The sequence below is a fragment of the Bordetella genomosp. 9 genome (genome assembly GCF_002119725.1).
GTDB lineage: Bacteria > Pseudomonadota > Gammaproteobacteria > Burkholderiales > Burkholderiaceae_B > Bordetella_C.
Map to the genome: position 1 here is coordinate 196,496 of NZ_CP021109.1, position 21,338 is coordinate 217,833.

12 protein-coding genes are annotated in these 21,338 nt (G+C 68.1%); 4 read left to right on the forward strand and 8 right to left on the reverse strand.

The genetic code is table 11. From position 1 onward, the window contains the following. Positions 1-6 precede the first annotated feature (6 nt). The 3 genes from CAL13_RS00910 to CAL13_RS00920 form a co-directional block, all read right to left on the reverse strand. On the reverse strand, positions 7-993 hold the full coding sequence (locus CAL13_RS00910; protein ID WP_086071224.1) for a tripartite tricarboxylate transporter substrate binding protein: 987 nt from the start codon (positions 991-993) through the stop codon (positions 7-9). A gap of 144 nt (positions 994-1,137) precedes the next feature. Then, positions 1,138-1,572, reverse strand: coding sequence for a MaoC family dehydratase (locus CAL13_RS00915; RefSeq protein ID WP_086055823.1), 435 nt, complete (start codon positions 1,570-1,572; stop codon positions 1,138-1,140). Between the two features lie 12 nt (positions 1,573-1,584). After that, positions 1,585-2,058 (reverse strand): MaoC family dehydratase, encoded by a 474-nt coding sequence (locus CAL13_RS00920; protein WP_086055824.1) that lies wholly within the window; start codon positions 2,056-2,058, stop codon positions 1,585-1,587. 165 nt (positions 2,059-2,223) lie between these two features. On the opposite strand from CAL13_RS00920, the gene CAL13_RS00925 reads away from it, so the two are divergent. Then, positions 2,224-2,997 carry an IclR family transcriptional regulator domain-containing protein gene (locus tag CAL13_RS00925; protein ID WP_086055825.1) on the forward strand — a complete coding sequence of 258 codons (774 nt, stop codon included), beginning with the start codon at positions 2,224-2,226 and terminating at the stop codon, positions 2,995-2,997. Between the two features lie 162 nt (positions 2,998-3,159). Here CAL13_RS00925 and CAL13_RS00930 read toward each other — a convergent pair whose 3' ends face one another. The 3 genes from CAL13_RS00930 to CAL13_RS00940 all read right to left on the reverse strand — a co-directional run bounded on the left by CAL13_RS00930 (position 3,160) and on the right by CAL13_RS00940 (position 8,864). Continuing rightward, positions 3,160-5,391: an NADP-dependent isocitrate dehydrogenase gene (locus CAL13_RS00930; protein WP_086055826.1), complete on the reverse strand. Its 2,232-nt coding sequence runs from the start codon at positions 5,389-5,391 to the stop codon at positions 3,160-3,162. 272 nt (positions 5,392-5,663) lie between these two features. Next, positions 5,664-7,730, reverse strand: coding sequence for a TRAP transporter permease (locus CAL13_RS00935; RefSeq protein WP_086071225.1), 2,067 nt, complete (start codon positions 7,728-7,730; stop codon positions 5,664-5,666). 162 nt (positions 7,731-7,892) lie between these two features. Further along, the gene (locus tag CAL13_RS00940; RefSeq protein WP_086071226.1) at positions 7,893-8,864 is read right to left on the reverse strand and encodes a TAXI family TRAP transporter solute-binding subunit; all 972 of its coding nucleotides are present in this window, start codon (positions 8,862-8,864) and stop codon (positions 7,893-7,895) included. 326 nt (positions 8,865-9,190) lie between these two features. Here CAL13_RS00940 and recC point away from each other — a divergent pair, with 326 nt between their 5' ends. Genes recC through recD form a run of 3 tightly spaced genes read left to right on the forward strand, consistent with a single transcriptional unit; the run spans position 9,191 to position 18,802 of the window. Beyond that, a complete protein-coding gene (gene recC, locus CAL13_RS00945; RefSeq protein WP_232467727.1) occupies positions 9,191-12,862 on the forward strand; it encodes an exodeoxyribonuclease V subunit gamma in 3,672 nt (1,223 codons plus the stop codon). Then, a complete protein-coding gene (recB, locus tag CAL13_RS00950; protein ID WP_086071228.1) occupies positions 12,855-16,640 on the forward strand; it encodes an exodeoxyribonuclease V subunit beta in 3,786 nt (1,261 codons plus the stop codon). The genes recC and recB overlap by 8 nt, the downstream gene beginning before the upstream one ends. Further along, the gene (gene recD, locus CAL13_RS00955) at positions 16,631-18,802 is read left to right on the forward strand and encodes an exodeoxyribonuclease V subunit alpha (protein WP_086071229.1); all 2,172 of its coding nucleotides are present in this window, start codon (positions 16,631-16,633) and stop codon (positions 18,800-18,802) included. The genes recB and recD overlap by 10 nt, the downstream gene beginning before the upstream one ends. 20 nt (positions 18,803-18,822) lie before the next feature. Here recD and CAL13_RS00960 read toward each other — a convergent pair whose 3' ends face one another. Together CAL13_RS00960 and CAL13_RS00965 are read right to left on the reverse strand one after the other, a co-directional pair. Further along, complete coding sequence (locus tag CAL13_RS00960; RefSeq protein ID WP_232467728.1) at positions 18,823-19,212, reverse strand: four-helix bundle copper-binding protein; 390 nt, start codon at positions 19,210-19,212, stop codon at positions 18,823-18,825. Positions 19,213-19,277: 65 nt separating this feature from the next. Next, positions 19,278-21,299: a hybrid sensor histidine kinase/response regulator gene (locus tag CAL13_RS00965; RefSeq protein ID WP_086071230.1), complete on the reverse strand. Its 2,022-nt coding sequence runs from the start codon at positions 21,297-21,299 to the stop codon at positions 19,278-19,280. Positions 21,300-21,338: the final 39 nt, after the last annotated feature.

The following is a 21,338-nucleotide window of genomic DNA, read 5'->3' on the forward strand; positions in this document are numbered from 1 at the left end:
CCGCCCCTATTGAATGACGACCTGGGCGTCGGCGATCACCTTGGCCCACTTGTCCATTTCCGCATTCACGAACCGCGCGAATTCCGGCTGCGTCATGGCGCCAGGCTCGGCGCCCTGTTCGGCGAACTGCTGCCTGATCGCCGGCGTGCGCAACGCGGCCAGCACGTCGCGCGATATTCTTTCGGACAGCGCCTGGGGCATATGGCCGGGCGCGTACATGCCGAACCAGGCGGTGGCCTCGAAGCCCTTCACGCCGGCCTCATCGAGCGTGGGCACGTCCGGCAGCGCGGGCGAGCGCTTGAGCGACGTGACCCCCAGCGCACGCAGCTTGCCGGCCTTGATGTGCTGCAGGACCCCCGGAACGGAATCGAACATCACCGGTATCTGTCCGCCGAGCAGATCGTTCAGCGCCGGCGCGGCGCCCTTGTACGGGATATGCACCATGCTGACGCCGGTCATGGACTTGAACAGCTCGCCCGACAGATGATTGGCGCCCCCGGTGCCCGCCGAGCCGAAGTTGACCTTGCCCGGATTGGCCTTGGCGTAGGCGATCAGGTCGCTTACCGAGCCGATGTGATTGCGCTGCGCGAAGTCGGCATTCACGACCAGCACGTTGGGCACCGCCGCCACTTGCGCGATGGGCGTGAAATCGGTCCTGCTGTCGTAGCGCAGGTTTTTGTACAGCGCGGGATTGATGACGTGATGGGTGGCGGTGACCATCAGCGTGTAGCCGTCGGGCGCGGTGCGGGCGAGCTGCTCGGAAAAGATCGTGCCGCTGGCGCCGGGCTTGTTTTCCACGACGACGGGCTGCTTCCATTCCGCACCGAGGGCGTTGGCCAGCATGCGCGCCAGGATGTCAGTCGTGCCGCCCGGCGGAAACGGCACCACCACGCGCACGGCGTGGTCGGGAAAGTTCTGCGCGTGCGCCGATAGCGGCGCCATGGTGGCGGCGCCTGCGAACAGGGCGGCCGCGATACGCAACCAGGTTCTCATGTCTTGTCTCCTTCGTTCTCTTCGCTCTGGCGGTTCAAGCCGCCCGATGCGGGGCAGGCGCCGGCCGGCGCGGCGCTCGTCACCGGGCCGGCGCGGCGCTCCTTTTGGCCTGACGCCGGCGCCCGGGCGTTGCCGGCCGCGGTTTCAGTGCGGAAATTCCACCATCGCTTCGCCGACGGCGACGGTTTCGCCGCGCTGGTTCAGCACCTGGACGTCCAGCGTGGCCCAGCGGCTCTTTTCCGTGCGGCGCGTCGCCGTGACGACGGCTTCCGGACGGATGGTGTCGCCCGGTTTGACCGGCGCCTTCCAGCGCGTCTCCAGCCTGCGCTGCACGCCGCCGTGCTCGTAGAGCCAGTCGGTGAGCATCTTCGTGATCACGCCGAAGTTGTTCATGCCGTGCATGATGATGCCGCCGAAGTTCGTCTTGCCGAAGTTCCCCTTCATGTAGTCGTCGTCCCAATGAAGAGGGTTGTAGTCCAGCGAAGCCTCGCAGAACGCGCGGATGGATTCCCGTGTGGGCGCGAACGGCGCGCCCTCGATTTTGTGGCCGGGCGCGAGGGTATCGAAAGCGTGGGTCATGATCGGTGCTCCTTACATCGGGCGGATCGTCCAGCCGCGGCCGGCGCAGATCACTTCATCGTTCTGGTTGAAAAACACGTTGTCGTGCACCACGAACAAGCGGTCCTTGCGGATGAACTTGTCCAGCGCGCGCGCCTGCAGCCGGATGACGTCGCCCGGCCGGGCGGGCACGTTGTACGTCCAGCACTGCCCGGCGTTGACCGTGCCGGGACTGCGCATCCAGTCGTCGGCGGGCGTGCAGGCGAACATCAGCAGGATGTGGATGGCCGGCGGCGCGATCAGGCCTTGGTACGGCGATTTGCGCGCGTATTCCTCGTCGAAGTACAGCGGGTGCATGTCGCCCACGACGCGGCAGTACTTCTGGATGGCTTCCAGCGTCAGGGTGTAGGGGATGGTCTTGCGGGGCTCGCCCGGAACGATGTCGTCCCAGATCTTGCGAGCCTGGGCGTCTTTCCAGAAGTCTGTCTCGAATGTCGTTTGTGTCATGGCCTTTCCAGGGGCGGTTGGAGGACGGGGGCGCGCGCCCGGGCCCGGACTTGCGCGCGGCGGCCGTTCTGTTTAGAATGTCCGCTAAGCGGTTATGAATAACCGCTGTATGGTCATTGTGGGGAGGGCTGGCGGGCGTGTCAAGCACGTTCCGCGGGAGTACGCATGGCAACACCGGAAAGCGAATCGTTTGTCCGCACCTTCGCGCGCGGCTTGAAGATCATCGAGGCCATGGGCCAGGGCGATGCGCGCCAGACTTTGGCGGACGTCGCATCCGCTGTGGATCTGCCGCGCACCGCCGTGCGGCGTTTCCTGCTGACGCTGATCGAGCTTTCCTTCGTGAAGACGGACGGCAAGCACTATTGGCTGACGCCGAAAGTGCTGCGGCTCGGGCTGTCCTATCTGTATACGCTGCCCTACTGGCGGCAATCCCAGCTGGCGCTGGAGGAGCTGGGCGCGCGCATCGGCCAGTCCTGCGCGGTGTCGGTGCTGGACGAAGAAGACATCGTGTACGTGCAGCGCCTGCACACGAAAAGGATCCTGCCCATGAGCCCTTCGCTGGGCAGCCGCCTGCCCGCGCACGCGATCTCGATGGGGCGAGTGTTGCTATCGGGGCTGGACGACGCGGCCTTGCAGGCCTATCTCGAAACGGCAAGGCTGAAGAAGCTGACCGCGGCCACGGTGGTGGACCGGGCGCAATTGCAGGCGCGGATTGCGCAAGTGCGCGAGCAGGGTTACGCGTGGGTCGATGGCGAGCTGGACGATTCCATCGCCGGGCTCGCGGTGCCGGTACGCGACCAGGACGGCGCCATCGTCGCGGCGGTCAATGTCAGCCTGACCGCCGGCGAATACGACGAAGCGCGGGCGACGGCGGAATTCCTGCAGCCGCTGCGGCAGACCGCGTCGCAACTGCGGGCGACGATGGTGGGCTACCGGTAAGCATGGCGCTCGGGGGCCTCATGCCTGGACGTCGTCGCCGATTTCGCGACGAACGCCGCACGGCACCCGCAAAAAAGCCGGCGCGATGGCCGGCTCGGTTCGCATCGCTGACCGCGGGTCCTCGCCCTGCGCGCAGGGCGAGGACGACCACGCGGTTCAGGATCAGGCGTTCAGCTGCTTCAGCGCTTCGTTGAAGGTGGCGCTCGGGCGCATGGCCTGGCTGGTCTTCTCCGGGTTCGGGCGATAGTAGCCGCCGATGTCGGCCGGCTTGCCCTGCACCGCGCCCAGCTCCTGCACGATCTTGGACTCGTTTTCGGTCAAGGTCTTGGCCAGGCCGGCGAACTTGGCCTGCAGGGCCTTGTCCTCGGTCTGCGCGGCCAGGGCCTGGGCCCAGTACAGCGCCAGATAGAAATGGCTGCCCCGGTTGTCCAGGCCGCCCACCTTGCGCGCGGGCGACTTGTCGTTGTCCAGGAACTTGCCGGTGGCTTCGTCCAGCGTCTTGGCCAGCACGCGCGCGCCCGGATTCTTGTACACGTCGGCCAGGTGCTCCAGCGACGCGGCCAGGGCCAGGAATTCGCCGAGGGAATCCCAGCGCAGGAAGTTCTCTTCCACGAACTGCTGCACGTGCTTGGGCGCCGAACCGCCCGCGCCCGTTTCGAACAGGCCGCCGCCCGCCATCAGCGGAACGATGGAGAGCATCTTGGCGCTGGTGCCCAGTTCCATGATGGGGAAAAGGTCGGTCAGGTAGTCCCGCAGCACGTTGCCGGTCACCGAAATGGTGTCCTTGCCGGCGCGGATACGCTCCAGCGAGAAGCGGGTGGCGTCGGTCGGCTTCATGATGCGGATGTCCAGCCCGCTGGTGTCGTGGTCCTTCAGGTAGCGCTCGACCTTGGCGATGATCTGGGCATCGTGCGCGCGATCCTTGTCCAGCCAGAACACGGCAGGCGCGCCGGTGGCGCGGGCGCGGTTGACGGCCAGTTTGACCCAGTCCTGGATGGGCGCGTCCTTGGTCTGGCACATGCGCCAGATGTCGCCCGCCTGCACCGGCTGCTCCAGCAGCACCTTGCCGCCTTCGTCCACGACACGCACCACGCCGTCGGCGGGCACCTGGAAGGTCTTGTCGTGCGAACCGTATTCCTCGGCAGCCTGCGCCATCAGGCCCACGTTCGGCACGCTGCCCATGGTCACGGGGTCGAAGGGACCGTTCTTCTTGCAGTCGTCGATCACGACCTGGTAGACGTCGGCATAGCAGCGGTCCGGGATCACGGCCTTGGTGTCGTACAGCTGGCCGTCCGGGCCCCACATCTTGCCGCCTTCGCGGATCATGGCCGGCATGGACGCGTCCACGATCACGTCGCTGGGCACGTGCAGATTGGTGATGCCCTTGTCCGAGTTGACCATCGCCAGCTGCGGGCGCTTCTCGTATTCGGCCTTGATGTCGGCCTCGATCTCGGCGCGCTTGTCGGCGGGCAGGCTGCCCAGCTTGGCGTACAGGTCCCCGATACCGTTGTTGGGGTCGAAGCCGATCTGCTTCAGCGTATCGGCATGCTTGGCCAGCACGTCCTTGTAGTACACGGACACCACGTGGCCGAAGATGATGGGGTCCGAGACCTTCATCATGGTGGCCTTCACGTGCACGGAGAACAGCACGCCCTGCTTCTTGGCGTCTTCGATCTGCGCATCCAGGAAGGTGCGCAGCTTGTTCTTGCTGAGGACGGCGGCGTCGATGATCTCGCCGGCCTTGACGTTGGTCTTTTCCTTCAGCACCTTGGTCGTGCCGTCCGCGGCGGCCAGCTCGATGCGCAGGGTGCCGGCATTGGCGACCACCGTGGATTTTTCGCTGCCGTAGAAGTCGCCGCCGTCCATATGCGCGACGTGGGTCTTCGAGTCCGCTGCCCAGGCGCCCATCTTGTGGGGATGCTTGCGAGCGTAGTTCTTGACCGACAGGGGCGCGCGGCGGTCGGAGTTGCCTTCGCGCAGGACGGGGTTCACGGCGCTGCCCTTGATCTTGTCGTAGCGCGCCTTGACGTCCTTTTCCTTGTCGTTGGTGACTTCATCGGGATAGTCGGGCAGGTTGTAGCCCTGCTGCTGCAGTTCCTTGATGGCCGCCTTCAATTGCGGAATCGAGGCGCTGATGTTGGGCAGCTTGATGATGTTGGCTTCCGGCGTGGTCGCCAGGCGGCCGAGTTCCGCCAGATCGTCGGAAATCTTCTGGGCGTCGGTCAGGTAGTCGGGGAAGGCGGCGATGATGCGGCCGGACAGCGAGATATCGCGAGTCTCGACGGCGACGCCCGACGAACGGGTAAAGGCCTGGACGATGGGCAACAGCGAATACGTGGCCAGGGCCGGCGCTTCGTCGGTCAGCGTGTAGATGATCTTCGACGTGTTGGACATTTGCTCGTGAACCTCACTCTAGCTATCGGGTATGGCGGAAATCGTCGTGCGTGCCGGCGCGCCGATCCGTGGCGCGGGCAGCCGCATCGCGATCTCGAGCGGGTCGAGGGCGATATGCGCGCGGGCCGCGCGCCGTTGCCGGTGTCGGGCGGGGAAGGTTACAGAGTTTAGCACCGCGTTGTGGGCCGGGTTTCGCGTGGCGCCGGCCCCGCCAGCCGGCGCGCGGCGCTCCACGCCTGGGCCGTCGGCGGTTGGCGCAGCAGCGCCGGCCGCTATTCCGTGGCGGCTCCTTTGGAATTGCGTCCGGCGCCGGAGCGCCCGGCTGCCCGGCGATGACCGCGCCACTGCAGCGCCAGCGCGATCAGCACCAGCACGAGGCCAAGAATTCTGGACAGCGGATCCGGGTACACCAGCGCGATCCCCGCAACAATCAGCATGATGCGTTGCGCGACGGACGCGCGCACCAGCAGCCATCCCTGAAAGCCGGCTGCCAGCGCGAAGATGCTGGCGGCCGCGATGACCGTGACCTCCGCGATCTGCCAAAGGTCGGCGGACGCGAGCGCCTTGGTCGAACCCATGAGGAGCAGGCTTTCGCCGCTCGGCGCCAGCACGAAGATGAAAGGCACTAGGAATGCCGGGATGGTGTATTTCCAGCATTGCATGGTGGTCTTGTAGGGGTCCGCCCCGGTGATGGCCGCGGCCGCGAATGGCGACAGCGCGGTCGGCGGCGAGACCTCCGACAGCACGGCGTAATAGAAGATGAACATGTGCGCGGCGAAATCCGGCACGCCCAGCTTGATCAAGGCCGGCGCCGCGATGACGGCGCAGATGATGTACGAGGCGGTCACCGGGACGGCCAGGCCGATGATCCATACGACCAGCGCCGTATAGATGGCGGTGAGCAGCAGCGAGCCGGCCGCGTAGTCGATGACGATGCCGCTGAACTTCAAGCCCAGGCCGGTCAGCGTCACCGTGCCGACGATGATGCCGGCGCCCGCGCAGGTCGTTCCCACCCCCAGCATGCCGATCGACCCGGTGCGCAAGGCCTCCACCAGCGGCGATTGCGCCAGCAGGCGCCACGGCGAGCCGCGGCCGCGGAACAGGTCATAGGAAATCATGGCGGTGTCCGGCCGCAGGAAACTGGCCAGGAAGGAAACGACGATGGCCCAGAACACCGACAGCACCGGCGAAAACCCCCACAGCATGAAAACCACGATCGAGATCAGCGAGAGGAAATGAAAGCCGTAATGCCGGGTCAGGTTCCATACCGTATCCACGCGCGCGAAAACCGTCTGGCTCATGCCGTACTTGCGCACGTCGATTTCCACCATCAGGAACAGCGCCAGGTAAAAGAGCAGCGTCGGGATGACCGCCATCAGCAGCACGTCCAGATACGAGATCTTCAGGAACTCCGCGATGATGAAGGCGGCCGCCCCCATGACGGGCGGCGAGATGATGGCCCCGAGCCCCCCTGCGGCCAGCAGTCCGCCCGCCGCGTCGCGCGCATAGCCGACCTTGGCGAGCATGGGCCAGGCGACCGTGCCCAGCGTGACGGTGGTCGCCACGCCGGAACCCGAGGGTCCGCCCAATAGGAAGGACGCCAGCACGACCGTACGGCCGGCGCCGGCGGGCTTGCCGCCCATGGCCGAGAACGAAAAATCGATGTAGAAGCGCCCCGCGCCGGACAGCTGCAGAAAGGCGCCGAAGATGGTGAACAGAATGATGAGCGACGACGACACATCCACCGCCACGCCGAAGATGCCTTCCAGCGTCATGTACATGAAGCCGACCAGCCGGGCGATGCTGTAGCCCCGATGGGTCCAGGGGTGCGGCAGGTAGGGGCCCAGGAAGGCATAGAGCAGGAAGCAGATGCAGATGGCGGGCAGGATCCAGCCTATGGTGCGGCGCATCGCTTCCATCACCAGCAGGATCAGCGCGGCGCCGAAGAAGATGTCCCACGGGTCGGGACGGGTATTGCGGTCGGTGAAATCGTCGCCGCCAAGGATTTGGTAGACCACGATCGCGATGGCCAGCAGCGCCAGCGCCCAGTCCCAGGGCATGATGCGGTGGCGCCAGCGGGGAGCGGCGGGAAAGACCAGGAAGCAAAGGAACAGCACGAAGGCGACGTGCACCGGCCGCAGGATTTGCGTCGGCACGATGGCGTAGGCGGCGTACAAGTGGAACAGCGACATGGCCACGGCCGTGATGGCGACGAAGGCGCCGAGCCGGCCGGTGAGCCGGTTGGCCGCGCCTTCTTCCTGCTCGATGTATTCCTCGGCCTTGCGCAGGGCCGCGTCATCGACGGCGGCGGGCGCCTCCGTGGGTGCTGCATCAGTCATGCGATGCTCCATGTGGTAATGGTAAGCGCCGGGCGGGAGGCCGGCCTGGCGGCGTCCCCCTGCGCGCGATGAGGGCCGCGCCCGCGCGCATGCGCACGCCGGACGTGGCGCTCCTGTCCCCTGCCATGTCGGGCGGTGCGGGCGGCGCCCGCGCTGCCCGGCTTATTCGAGGCTGACGCCCCGCTCCTTGTAGTACTTGACGGCGCCCGGGTGGAAAGGAATCGGAGTCGCCGACGCTTTCTGGTTCTCCAGCTTGAACTCCGCCGTGTCCTTGTGCACGGCGATCAGCTCGTCGCGGCTTTCGAAAATCGTCTTGACGATGTTGTAGGCGGTCTGCTCGGACATCTTTTCGTTGGCCACCAGGATGTTCATCACGGTGGCCTGCCGGTTGTCCTTGTCCATGCCGCGGTACGTGCCCTTGGGGATGGTGTCCGCCACGTACAGATTGCCGTACTTCTTGTTCATCGCCGGCACCAGGTCGGCGTTGTCGATCATCTTGATCGTGGTGCCCGGGGTATTCGCCAGATCCGTCACGGCGGCGGTGGGCAGCCCGCCCACCCAGAAGAAGGCGTCGATCTTGTTGTCCTTGATGGCGTTGACCGATTCGGCCACGCTCAGCCGTTCGCGCGTGACGTCCTTGTCCTTGTCCAGTCCGGCGGCTTCCAGCATGCGGAAGGCCATGACCTCGGTCGCGCTGCCGGGCGCGCCGGTGGAGACGCGCTTGCCCTTCAGGTCCGCCACCGTTTCGATGCCCTTGCCCTGCACGGTCACCACGTGCATACGGTTGGGGTAGAGGATCATCAGCGTGCGCAAGGGAACCTTGTTGCCCTTGAACTTGTCCTGGCCGCGATAGGCGTCCTGCGCGGCATCCGACATCGTCAAGCCGATGTAGGAGGCATCGCCGTCGATGAGTTTCAGGTTGTCCACCGAGCCGCCCGTCACTTCCGCCGTGGCTTCCATGCCCGGCACCTTCTTGGACAGCACGGCCGCGATGCCGCCGCCGATGGGGTAGTAGACCCCGCCGGTGCCGCCGGTGGCGATGGAAATGTTTTCGGCGGAGGCACAGGGGGAAGCGGCAAAGCCGGCGAAGGCAAGGCACAGCAGCGCGGCAAACCGCGCGAACGGCGTTCTCATCGTCTGTCTCCTCATGAACGGTGCCGCGAGGGCGCCGCGTTGGACTGCCTTTTATCGCCGCCTGTCCCGCGAGCGCCATGAAGCGCGATCGGCAAGGTCCGCGGCGCGGGTCCTTCTGTTTTTGGTCCGGCGCGAACCGGACCGCCAAGGTTTACCCCCCGTCCCCTGCGGCGTCAATCGGGGTTTTGCGGGACAGGCGGTTCGGTGGCGCAACTGCGAGGCCGTGCGGCGGCCGGGACATGTCCAGGTGCCGACGCCCTTGCGATGCCGGCAAGTGCGGATCCGCGTTATCGTTTCGCCTGCAATCCACTCTGGCTTTGAACCCGGTGCTCCTATCGTCTCCGCCGCCCCTGCCCCCTGGCCTGATCGTCGTCCATAGCAATCTGTCCGAGTCGCTGCGCGACGTGCTGGTGGCATGGATGCGCGAGCATCCGCTCGGCCCGCTGGAACAGGAAGTCGTTCTGGTGCAAAGCAGCGGTATCGCGCAGTGGCTCAAGCTTGCGCTGGCCGCCGACCCGCGCGCGGATGGCCCGGGCGGCGGGGCCGGCATCGCCGCCGCCCTGGATTTCCTGCTGCCATCCCGGTTCCTATGGCGCGCCTATCGGGCGGTACTGGGCGCCGCCGCCGTGCCGGAGGTCTCGCCCTTCGACAAGCCGCGCCTGATGTGGCGCTTGCTGCGGCTGCTGCCGGAAGTCATGGACCAACCCGTCTACGCGCCCTTGCGCCGCTTCCTGCGCAACGACGCGGATTGCCGCAAGCGGTACCAGCTGGCCGAACGGCTGGCCGACGTCTTCGACCAGTACCAGGTCTACCGGGCGGACTGGCTGGCGGCCTGGGCCGCTGGCCACGACACCCTGCCGCGCGACGGCGGCGCCGATCTGCCGCTGCCCGAGGCCCAGCGCTGGCAGGCCGCGCTGTGGCGCGCGGTGCTGGATGACGTCAAGGCCATGGAGGCGCCGATCGGCGCGGCCCCCTCGTCCGATGGCCGCGCGGCCGTGCATGCGGCCTTCCTGCGGCGGGCCGCGTCTCTGCCCGACGATGCCCGCATTCCCGGGCTGCCGCGCCGGCTGGTGGTTTTCGGCATCTCGACCTTGCCGCGGCAGTCCCTGGAAGTGCTGGGCGTGCTGTCGCGGTGGACGCAGATTCTGATGTGCGTCCACAACCCCTGCGAGCACTATTGGGCCGACATCATCGAAGGCAAGGACCTGCTGCGCGCCGCGCAATCGCGCCAGCGGCGCCGGCGCGGCAGCCCGGAAAGCATCGCCGAGGACGCGCTGCATCTGCATGCGCATCCGCTGCTGGCGGCGTGGGGCAAGCAGGGCCGGGATTTCATCGGCCTGCTGGACGAACATGACAGTCCCGAGGCGCGGGAGCGTCTGACCCGGACGCTCGGCTTGCCGCCGCAGCGCCTGGACCTGTTCGCGCCGGCCGGAGACGACACCCTGCTGCGGCAGCTGCAGGACGATATCCGCGATTTGCGGCCGCTGCGTGAAAGCCGCCAGCGCTGGCCGGCGGTCGATCCGCTGGCCGATGCGTCCATCCGCTTTCATGTGGCGCACAGCCGGCAGCGCGAGACGGAAATCCTGCACGACCAGCTGCTGGCGGCTTTCGACGCCGACCCGACGCTGCGGCCGCGCGACGTCATCGTCATGGTGCCGGATATCGAGGCCTACGCGCCGCATATCCAGGCCGTGTTCGGTCTGCACGACAAGGACGACCCGCGCGCCATCCCATACACCATCGCGGACCGCGTCAAGCGGCACGCCGATCCGCTGCTGCATGCGCTGGAGCAATTGCTGCAGCTGGACCGCGCGCGGTTTTCCGTCAGCGAGTTCATGGACCTGCTGGACGTGCCCGCGGTGCGGGCGCGCTTCGGCATCGCACAGGACCAGTTGAGCCTGCTGCATGGCTGGATACGCGGCGCCAATATCCGCTGGGGCCTGCACGATGCGCAGCGCCAGGCGCTGGGTCTGCCGGGCAGCGGCACGCCGGCCGCGCAGAACACCTGGCTGTTCGGCTTGCGCCGCATCCTGCTCGGCTATGCGGTGGGCGGCCAGGGGGAGAACTGGAATGGCATCGAACCCTACGATGACGTCGGCGGGCTGGACGCCGCCCTGCTCGGGCCCTTGATCGACATCGTCGAGAGCCTGGAGCGCAGCTGGCTGGAGCTGGCCGAGCCGGCGCCGCCCGCGGTCTGGGGCGAACGGCTGGCGGCGCTGCTGACACGCTTTTTCCTGCCCGGCGACAGCGCCGACGCCTATACGGTGCAGCAATTGAACGCCGCGCTGCAGGAGTGGCTGGACGTTTGTGCGGAAGCCAGCGTCACCGAGCCGCTGCCTTTGTGCGTGGTCGCGGAACACTGGTTGTCGCGCCTGGACGAAGGCGGCTTGTCGCAGCGGTTCTTCGGCGGCGCGGTCACCTTCGCCACTCTGATGCCGATGCGCGCGATTCCGTTTCGCATTGTCTGCCTGCTCGGCATGAACGACGGCGAATATCCCCGCATCCGCATGCCGATGGATTTCGACCTGATGGCCTATGACTATCGCCCGGGGGACCGTTCGCGGCGCGAGGACGACCGCTACCTGTTTCTGGAAGCGCTGCTGTCGGCCCGCGATCGGCTGTATATATCCTGGGTCGGGCGCAGCGTGCGCGACAACACGCCCCGGCCGCCTTCCGTGCTGGTGAGTCAGTTGCGCGACCATCTGGCCGCCGGTTGGCGGCTGGCGCGCCCCGATGCGCCGGCGGCCCACGAGACGTTGGCCCTTGAACTCGATACGGACCGGCCGGCCGCGCCCGACGAAGCCTTGCTGGCCGCGCTGACCACCGAACACCGGCTCCAGCCTTTCAGCCCGGCGTACTTCCCCAACGATCCCGAGTCATCCCCGCTGTTCACCTATGCGAAGGAATGGCGCGGCGCGCCGCAGATTGCGCCGGCCAGCGCCCGGGCGCTGCCGCCGCTGTCGCGCGAAGACCCGTTGACGCTGCGTGAACTCGCGGATTTCGTGCGAGCGCCGGTGGACGCGTTTTTCAAGCAGCGCCTGCAGGTCAGCTTCGTACTGGACGACGCCGCGACGGAAGACGTCGAGCCTTTCGTGCCGGATGCGCTGGAGCAATGGCAATTGCAGGATGCGCTGATCCGCGCGCAGACGCGCGCCCTGGAGACCGGCGCCGACCCCTTTGCCAGCCGCGAGGCCGAACTGGCCCGCCTGGGACGCGCGGGCGTGCTGCCCGACGGCGCCTTCGGCGCGCTGACGGCCAGCGATCTGGCAGTGCCGCTGGACGACATGGCCGACCGCTATGCCAAGGCGCTGGCGCGCTGGCCGCACGCGATTCCCGGCGACATGCCGGTCGCCGTGGCCCCCGCCGGCGACGTGCCGGCGCTGGAAGACAGCATCGCGGGCCTGCGCCGCAACGACGAAGGCGAACGCTGCCGCGTGCTGGTGGACAGCAGCAGCCTTATCCCCAAGGGCAAGTACCGCGCGGCGCGCGTCATCCCGCATTGGGTCGCCCACGTGGCCGCGCAACTGGCGGCCGGCGAGGTTTCCACCGTCGTCGTCAGCAAGGCGGGCGATGTGATCTTCCCGCCGCTGCCGCCGGATGACGCGCTGCGTTGCCTGCGGCAGTGGCTGCAGGCCTGGCGCACGGGCATGTGCCGCCCCTTGCCACTGGCGCCGGCCACGGCGTTCGAATGGCTGACCCGCCATCCCGATGCGCCCGAAACGCGCGCCGGCAGCGACGGCCTGGCGGTGGAATCGCTGCTCGCCGCGCCAGCCGCGCAGGCCGCGCGCCGGGTCTACGAAGGCGCGGGCGACGCGGGAGGCGAGGTGGACGGCAGCCCATATCTGCAGGCGGTCTATCCGGACTTCGCCTCGCTGGCGGGCGACGGCGAATTTTTCACCCTGGCGCAATCCTGGTTGCGGCCGATGCGGGCGGCGCTTTACGCTGACCGCAACAAGGGCGCCGCCGCGCCGAACGGACAGGAGCCGGCCGATGCCTGAGTCCCTGGATGTGCTGCGCTTCCCGCTGCATGGAAGCCGCCTGATCGAGGCCAGCGCCGGCACCGGCAAAACGTTCACGATCGCTACGCTCTATGTCAGGCTGGTGCTGGGGCATGGCGGCGATGCCGGATTCGAGCGCCCGCTGACGCCCCCGCAAATCCTGGTCGTCACCTTCACCGAAGCCGCGACGCAGGAGCTGCGCGATCGCATCCGGGCGCGGCTGGCGCAGGCCGCCGCGTATTTTCTGACCGGCCCGGAAGATGTGCAGGACCGGCCGCCCGGCGAGGATCCCTTGCACGACCTGCGCGCGGAATATGTTCCCGCGGACTGGCCGGCCTGCGCCCGCAGGCTGCAATTGGCGGGGGAGTGGATGGACGAGGCCGCGGTGTCCACCATTCACGGCTGGTGCAACCGCATGCTGCGCGAACACGCGTTCGACAGCAACAGCCTGTTCCAGCAGACCCTGGAACAGAACACCGCCCCGCTGCTGGCCGAGGTCGTGCGGGATTACTGGCGAACGTTCATCGCGCCGCTCGATGCGGCATGCGCGGCCGAGGTCCGCTCATGGTGGCAGGGCCCCGAAGCCTTGCAGCGCCAGCTCTTGCCCGTGCTTCGCGTCGCGCACGAATTGACGGCGCCCGGCGAAGGCGTGGACGAGGGGTCCGGCGATACGCCGCAGGCTGTGCTGCGCGTCACGCGCGAACGCCGGCAGGCTGCGCTGAACGATCTGAAGCAGCCGTGGCCACAATGGCTGCCGCAATTGCGTCAACTTTTCGACGAAGGCGTGGCGGGCAAGCGTGTGAACGGCCGCCAGATCCAGGCGCGCTATTACACGTCATGGCTGGACAGCCTGTGCGCCTGGTGCGAAGACCCCGAGGCGCGCGTGCCGGCCCTGACGGATACGGCGTGGCAGCGGCTGGGGCCCGGCCTGAGCGAGGCATGGAAAGGCGATCCGCCCGATCACCCGGCATTCCAGGCGCTGGCCGGACTTCGCGCGCGAACGCAGGCGCTGCCCGAGGCGCGCCAGGACGTCCTGCGTCATGCGGCCGCCTGGGTGAGCCGCCGTTTCGCGCGCGAGCAGGCGCAGCGCGCGCAAATGAGCTTCGACGCCCTGCTGGATCAACTGGACGCCGCCCTGTCCGCGCCGGGCGGCGACACGCTGGCCGATACCTTGCGCAAGCAGTTTCCCGTGGCGTTGATCGACGAGTTCCAGGACACGGACCCCGTGCAGTACCGCATTTTCGATGCGGTGTACCGCGTGGCCCGCAACGACCGCCAGAGCGCGCTGATCCTGATCGGCGATCCCAAGCAGGCCATCTATGGTTTCCGCGGCGCGGACATCTACACCTACCTGCGCGCGCGGGCGGCTGTCGACGGCCGCCTGTATGTACTGAGCAGGAATTTCCGCTCCACCCGTCCCATGGTGGAGGCGGTGAATCATGTGTTCGATGCCGCCGAACGCCGCGAGCAGGGCGAAGGCGCGTTCCTGTTCCGGCGTCCCGAAGGCAACCCCGTGCCGTTCCTGCCGGCGCAGGCGCACGACCGTCCCGACCGGCTGACGCTGGACGATGCCGTCGTGCCGGCGCTGACGATGTGGTGGCTGCCCGGCCCCGAGGATGGCAAACCGCTGGGCGCGGGCGCGTATCTGGACGCGATGGCCGATGCGTGCGCCGGCGAAATTGCGCGGCTGCTGGCCTTGAGCCAGCAGGGCCGGGCCGGCTTTGCGGGCGGTATGTTCGTCCCCTTGCGCCCCGCCGATATCGCGGTGCTCGTGGATACCGGGCGGCAGGCGCGCGCGGTGCGCCGCGCGCTGGCCCGGCGCGGGGTGCGCAGCGTCTATCTTTCGGAACGGCAATCCGTCTTCGCCGGCGCGCAGGCCGCCGAGATCGAATTCTGGCTCCGCGCCTGCGCCGATCCTGACGACCCGCGCAACCTGCGCGCCGCGCTGGCAACGCCGACACTGGGCGTGCCATGGCACGACCTGGATCGGATGGGCCAGGACGAACTGGAATGGGAAGCGCGCGTGCAGCAGTTTCGCGGCTACGCGCGATGCTGGCGCGAAAAGGGCGTGCTCCCCATGCTGCGCCAGCTATTGGACGACTTCGGCGTGCCGGCGCGACAGTTGGCGGGCGACGCGGCGAAGGGGCAGGCGCCCAACGATGGCGAGCGCGTCATGACCGATATCCTGCATATCGCCGAGGCGCTCCAACAGGCCAGCGCGCGTATCGACGGCGAGCATGCGCTGCTGCGCTATCTGGCGGAAATGCGCCAGACCGCCGCTCAGGGCGAGGAAAACGACGCCCTGACGATACGCCTGGAAAGCGATGCCGATCTGGTGCGCGTGATTACGGTGCACAAGTCCAAGGGTTTGGAGTACCCGCTGGTGTTCCTGCCTTTCGCCGCGGCATTCCGGCCCGTACCGCCGGACGCGCTGCCGCTGTCCTGGCATGACGCCCAGGGCCGGCTGCGCGTATCGCTGGCGCCTGACGCCGATGGCCATGCGCAGGCCGACCGGGAGCGCCTGGGGGAAGATCTGCGCAAGCTGTACGTCGCGCTTACGCGGGCACGCTATGCCACCTGGGTGGGCGCTGCGCCCATCGCGAATCTGGAATGCGGGGCCCTGGGATACCTGATCGGGCAAGGCCAGGCGCCCGCCGGCGCGCCGCTGGCCGACGTGCTGGAAGCCTGGCGCGACGGGCATCCCGATATCGCGGTGCGGCAGGCGCCCGATGCCGGCGATGTTTTCTATCGGCCCGATGCGCTTGCCATGCAGGCCGGCAAGGCGCGAACCATGCGTCGCGCCGTGCGCGATCACTGGTGGGTCGCCAGCTATTCGTCCCTGCGCACGGCGCAGGAGGACGGGCAGTTGCCGTCGGCGCCCGATACGGCGCGCGAGGCGGTGTTCCTGGAAGCGCTGGATGCGGCAGCCGGCCCGGATGCCGCGGCCGGCACGGACGCCCTTGCCGGCATGGCGGCGGGCGCGCCGGTATCGCGAGGCGGCCTGCTCGCCCGCATGCACGATTTTCCGGCGGGCGCGCACGCCGGCACCTTCTTCCATGAGCTGCTGGAATGGGCGGCGGCGGAGGGCTTTGCCAACATCGCCGGCCAGCCCGACGCCGTCCGGGAAGCCGTGGCCCGCCGCTGCAACGTGCGGGGCTGGGCCGAATGGGCCGAGCCCGTGTCGGCCTGGCTGCTGGACATCGTGGGCCGCCCCATGCGCCTGCCCGCCATGCCGGACGGCCCGGTCCCGTCCGTCGCGCTGGACGGCATGGGCGCATACGTCGCCGAAATGGAGTTCTGGCTGGGCGCCGACGATGTGGACGTCCATCGGCTGGACCGCATCGTGCGCGCGCATACCCTGGGCAATGCGCCGCGGCCGGCGTTGCAGCCGGCCCGCATCAACGGCATGCTGAAGGGCTTCATCGACCTGGTGTTCGAACACCAGGGACGCTATTACGTCGCGGACTACAAGTCCAATCGCCTGGGCGGCGATGACGCCGCGTACACGGACGCGGCGATGCGCGCCGCAATCCTCAAGCACCGCTACGAGCTGCAGTACGCGCTGTATGTATTCGCGCTGCACCGGCTGCTGCGCGCGCGCCTGCCCGACTACGATTACGACCGCCACGTCGGCGGCGCGGCCTATCTGTTCCTGCGCGGCACGGGCGCCGCGACGGGCGGCGTTTTCGCGGAACGGCCGCCGGCCGCCATGGTGCGGGAGCTGGATGCGCTGTTCGCGGCGGCGTCCATTCGCGCGGAGGCAAACGGATGTTCCTGACGACTCCCATCGATACGAGAGCCGCCGCCCGCGCCGAAACCGGCATCCCGCGCGCGCGATTGCTGGCGTTGATGGACGACTGGGTGGAGCACGGCTGGATACGGCAGCTCGATGCCGTCTTTGCCCGCTTCCTGTGGTCGGAAGCGCCCGACGCGCCGCCGCTTCTGATCCTGGCCGCTTTGCTTGCCAGCCACCAGCTGGGTCACGGCCATGCCTGCCTGGACATCGGGGCGGCGCTGGCCGACCCCGAGACGACGCTGGCGCTGCCGCCGGAGGGCGCCGATGCAACGTCGCCCGACGTCCTGGGGCGTACGCCGGCCGCGCTGCTGGCCCATGTCACGCCCGCCCAGTGGCTGGCGGCGCTGGACGTGCCGGCCCTGGTCGGACGCGGCCCGGGCGGCACGCCGCTGGTCCTGGTGGAACAGCGCCTGTACCTGCGCCGCTGCTGGCAATACGAGCAGGACATCAACGCCGGCATCGTGGCCCGCATGTCCCGCCTGGCCGCGCTGCAAGCCGATATCGACGCGGCGCGCCTGCGCGGCATGCTGGCCGCGCTGTTTCCGCCGATGCCCGCGGGCAGCGCGGTGTCGCCGGCCAATTGGCAGAAGATCGCCTGCGCGGCCGCGGCGCGCAGCGCCTTCACCATCATCACGGGTGGCCCCGGCACGGGAAAGACGACCACGGTGGTGAAGGTGCTGGCCATCCTCCAGGCTTTGGCGCTGGACGGGCGTACGGCCGGGGGCCGCGCGCCCGCGGCCCCCGGCGCCGCCCCGCGCCCGCTGCGTATCCGTCTGGCCGCGCCCACCGGCAAGGCCGCGGCGCGTTTGAGCGAATCCATTGCGGGCGCGGTGTCGCGGCTACCCATGGAAGGAATACCCGCCGGCGACGCTATCCGGCAAGCCATTCCCACGCGGGTGTCCACCCTGCACCGTCTTTTGGGCAGCCGTCCCGGCTCGCGCAAATTCCGGCACGACGCCTCGCGGCCGCTCGCCCTGGACGTGCTGGTGGTGGACGAGGCGTCGATGATCGATCTGGAAACCATGGCGGCGCTGCTGCAGGCCATGCCGCCCGGCGGCCGCCTGATCCTGCTGGGCGACAAAGACCAGCTGGCATCCGTGGAAGCGGGCGCCGTCCTGGCCGATCTTTGCCGCGAGGCGCACGCGGGACGCTATACGCCCGCCACGCGCGACTGGTTGGAGCAGGTCACCGGCGAACGGCTGCCCGATGCGCTGGTGGACCCGGATGGCACCGCGCTGGACCAGGCCATCGTCATGTTGCGCCATAGTCACCGCTTCGCCGCGGACAGCGGCATCGGCCGTTTGGCCACGGCGGTGAATGCGGGCGACCGCGCCGCCGTCAGCCGCTTCTGGCGTCAAAACCATGCCGGCGTGACACGCCTGACCGGCGCCGACTGCGGCCGCGATCTGCCGGCGCTGGCACTCAACGGCCAGGCCCGCATGGAACTGGAGCTGGCAGCCGGTGTGGATGCGGAGGATCTGGCCGACGGTTCGCACGACGCTCAAGGCCCGCATGGATATGCCTACTATCTGCGGACCATGCGCGCCCGCATGCCCGCGCCTGGCGCCGACGCGTCGGCGCTGGACGAATGGGCGCGCGCGGTGTTGCGCGCGCATGGCGCCTTCCAGCTGCTTACCACGCTGCGCCACGGCGATTGGGGCGTGGCGGGCCTGAACCGCCGCATCGCGCGCCTGCTGCACGATCGCGGCCTGATCGAAGCGACCGAAGGCTGGTACGCGGGGCGCCCTGTCCTGGTCACGCGCAACGACTATGCGCTGGGCCTGATGAACGGCGATATCGGCATTACGCTGGCCTTGCCGCAATCCGATGACCGGCCGCCCGTGCTGCGCGTGGCCTTTCCGATGACGGACGGCAGCGGGCGCATCAAGTGGGTCTTGCCCAGCAGGCTGCAGTCGGTGGAAACCGTTTTTGCCCTGACCGTGCACAAGTCGCAGGGATCGGAATTCGATCATGCGGCGGTGGTGCTGCCCGAGCGCCTCAGTCCCATCCTGACGCGGGAGCTGCTTTACACCGGCATTACGCGCGCGCGGACCTTCCTGACCCTGCTCAGTCCCGGTGGGGAGCATGTATTGGAGCAGGCCGTGGCGCGCCAGGTGCGCCGCGCCAGCGGGCTGCTGGCGTAGGCGCGCACGCAGTCCCCGCATCAGTCCTGCGGCAGCGTGCTGGCTCCGGCCATCCGCTCGCAGGCGTCCGCGCAGCGGCGGCACATGGCGGCGCAGTCGTCCATATCGCTCAGGCTGTCGCAGCTATCGGCGCATTGCCGGCATATCGACGCGCAATCCGCGCAGGTATGCCGGTGATGCGGGACGCCAAGCAGCATGAAATGGGCGGCTGTACGGCACATCTCGGCGCAGGCCAGCATCAAGCGCAAATGTTCCGGTTCCAGGTGCGGGCCGCCCGCTTCCAGGCAATGGCGCGAAGCGCCGCCCAGGCAGCTTTGGTAGCAGTTCAGGCATTCGTCGATGCAGCGTTGCATTTCGGGGTCGATGGGCTTCATGACGTCCTCCAGGCTGATGAAAGCGAGTGCATTCATCGACTGGCGGAGCAAAACCCGTACCCCTTGCCGCGTCCGGGCAGTCGCCCCCGCGCCGGCAGGTCCTAGGCAGCGCTGCGGGTGCCCTGCGGACCGTCGCCCGCGTCCGGCGGCGTATCGGCCCTGGCGTTCTCGCCCTGATACCCGGCCCGTTTCAGGATCCTGACCAGACCCTCCGCCGAGTAAGGCTTCTCGAGGAAGTCGAATCCGTGCGTGCCCTGCTCCGCCAGAACGTGGCTGTAGCCGCTGGTGAGCACGACCTGCACGCCGGGCCAGCGGCGCCGCACCGTGGATGCGAGCTCGATGCCGTTCATGCCCGGCATGACGACGTCGGAGAACACCAGGTCGAAACGCCCCTGGCGCGCTTCCAGCAGTTCCAGCGCGGATTGGCCGTCGGTCGCCCAATTCGTGGCGAGCCCCAGTTCCTGCAACAGCCCCAGGGCGAAGCGCCCGACGGTCTCATTGTCCTCGACCAGCAGCACCGACAGCGGCTTGCCCTCCGGCGCGATGGCGGCCGGCGGCGCGGGCGGCTTTTCGGTCTTGTGGGTCGTCTTGGCACAGGGCAGGTACAGCGTGAAGGTCGTGCCTTCTCCGATGCGCGTGCTGACGTCGATTTCGCCGCCGGATTGCTTGGCGAAGCCGTAGGCCTGGCTCAGCCCCAGGCCCGTGCCCTTGTTGACCGCCTTGGTGGTGAAGAAGGGCTCGAAGATGCGCCGCAGCGTGGCGGGCTCGATTCCGGTCCCCGTGTCGGTGACGGACACCGCCACGAAGTCGCCGGCCGCGCCGGCATGGTTGCGCACGGGCGGTATGCGGTCCACCTGGCGCGCCGACACGGTCAGATGCCCGCCGCGCGGCATCGCGTCGCGGGCGTTGATGACCATGTTGAGGATGGCGGTCTCGAACTGATTGGGGTCCGCCTCGACCGGCTGGATGCCGTCCGGCAGGTCGAAGTGCAGGCGGATCGGCGAGCCGATGGAGGTGCGGATGATGTGCTCCATGCCGCGCAGCCGCTCGCCGACCAGGAAGGCTTCCGGCTGCAGCGGCTGTTTGCGCGAAAAGGCCAGCAGTTGACGCGTCAGTTGTGCCGCCTTGTTCGCGGTGTCGGCGATGGCATTGATGTAACGGGTGCGCTTCTCGTCTGACAGTCCGGGGCGGCGCAACAGTTCCGCCGAAGAGCGGATGATGGTCAGCAGGTTGTTGAAATCATGCGCGACGCCGCCGGTGATGCGGCCGATGGCTTCCATCTTCTGCGCCTGGTTCAGCGCGTCGCGGCTGCGATCCAGGGCTAATTGGGCTTCGCGCCGTTCCGTCACGTCCCGCGTGATCTTTGCAAAGCCGATGAATCGTCCGTGCTCATCGCGTATCGGGTCCAGCACGACGCTGGCCCAGAAGCGCGTGCCGTCCTTGCGCATGCGCCAGCCCTCGCCCAGGAAGCGGCCTTCGCGCATGGCGGTGGCCAGGGCGCGCGCGGGTTCACCGCGTTCCCGGTCTTCCGGCGTATAGAAGCGCGAGAAATGTTCGCCGACGATTTCCTGCGCGGTGTACCCCTTGATGGCCTGGGCGCCGGCATTCCAGTTGGTGATGCGGCCGTCCGGGTCCAGCATGAAGATGGCGTAGTCGCGCACGCCCTGCACGAGCAGGCGGAAGCGCTGCTCGGCGGCGAACAGTTCTTCCTGCACGCGCTTTTTTTCGCTGATGTCCCGGGTGATCTTGGCGAATCCGATCAATTCGCCCTCGTCGTCATGAACCGGGTCGATGACGATACTGGTCCAGAACCGCGTGCCGTCCTTGCGCACCCGCCAGCCTTCGGCTTCGTAGATGCCTTCGGTGGCGGCGATGTTCAACGCCCGCTGGGGCAGGCCGTTCTCCCGGTCCTCCGGGGTGTAAAAACGTGAAAAGTGCTGCCCGATGATTTCATCGGCGGTGTAGCCCTTGAAGCGCTGAGCGCCCGTATTCCAACTGACGATGTACCCGTCCCGGTCGATCAGATAAATCGCGTAGTCCTTGATGGCGCGCAGCATCAGTTCGAAGCGGCGGTCCGCGCCAAGAGCCAGCAATCGGGAAGTCGGGGGGCGTTGATCGTTCATGAGGTATGCGCTGCCAGGGCGGGCGGCGTGCGGCCGTTC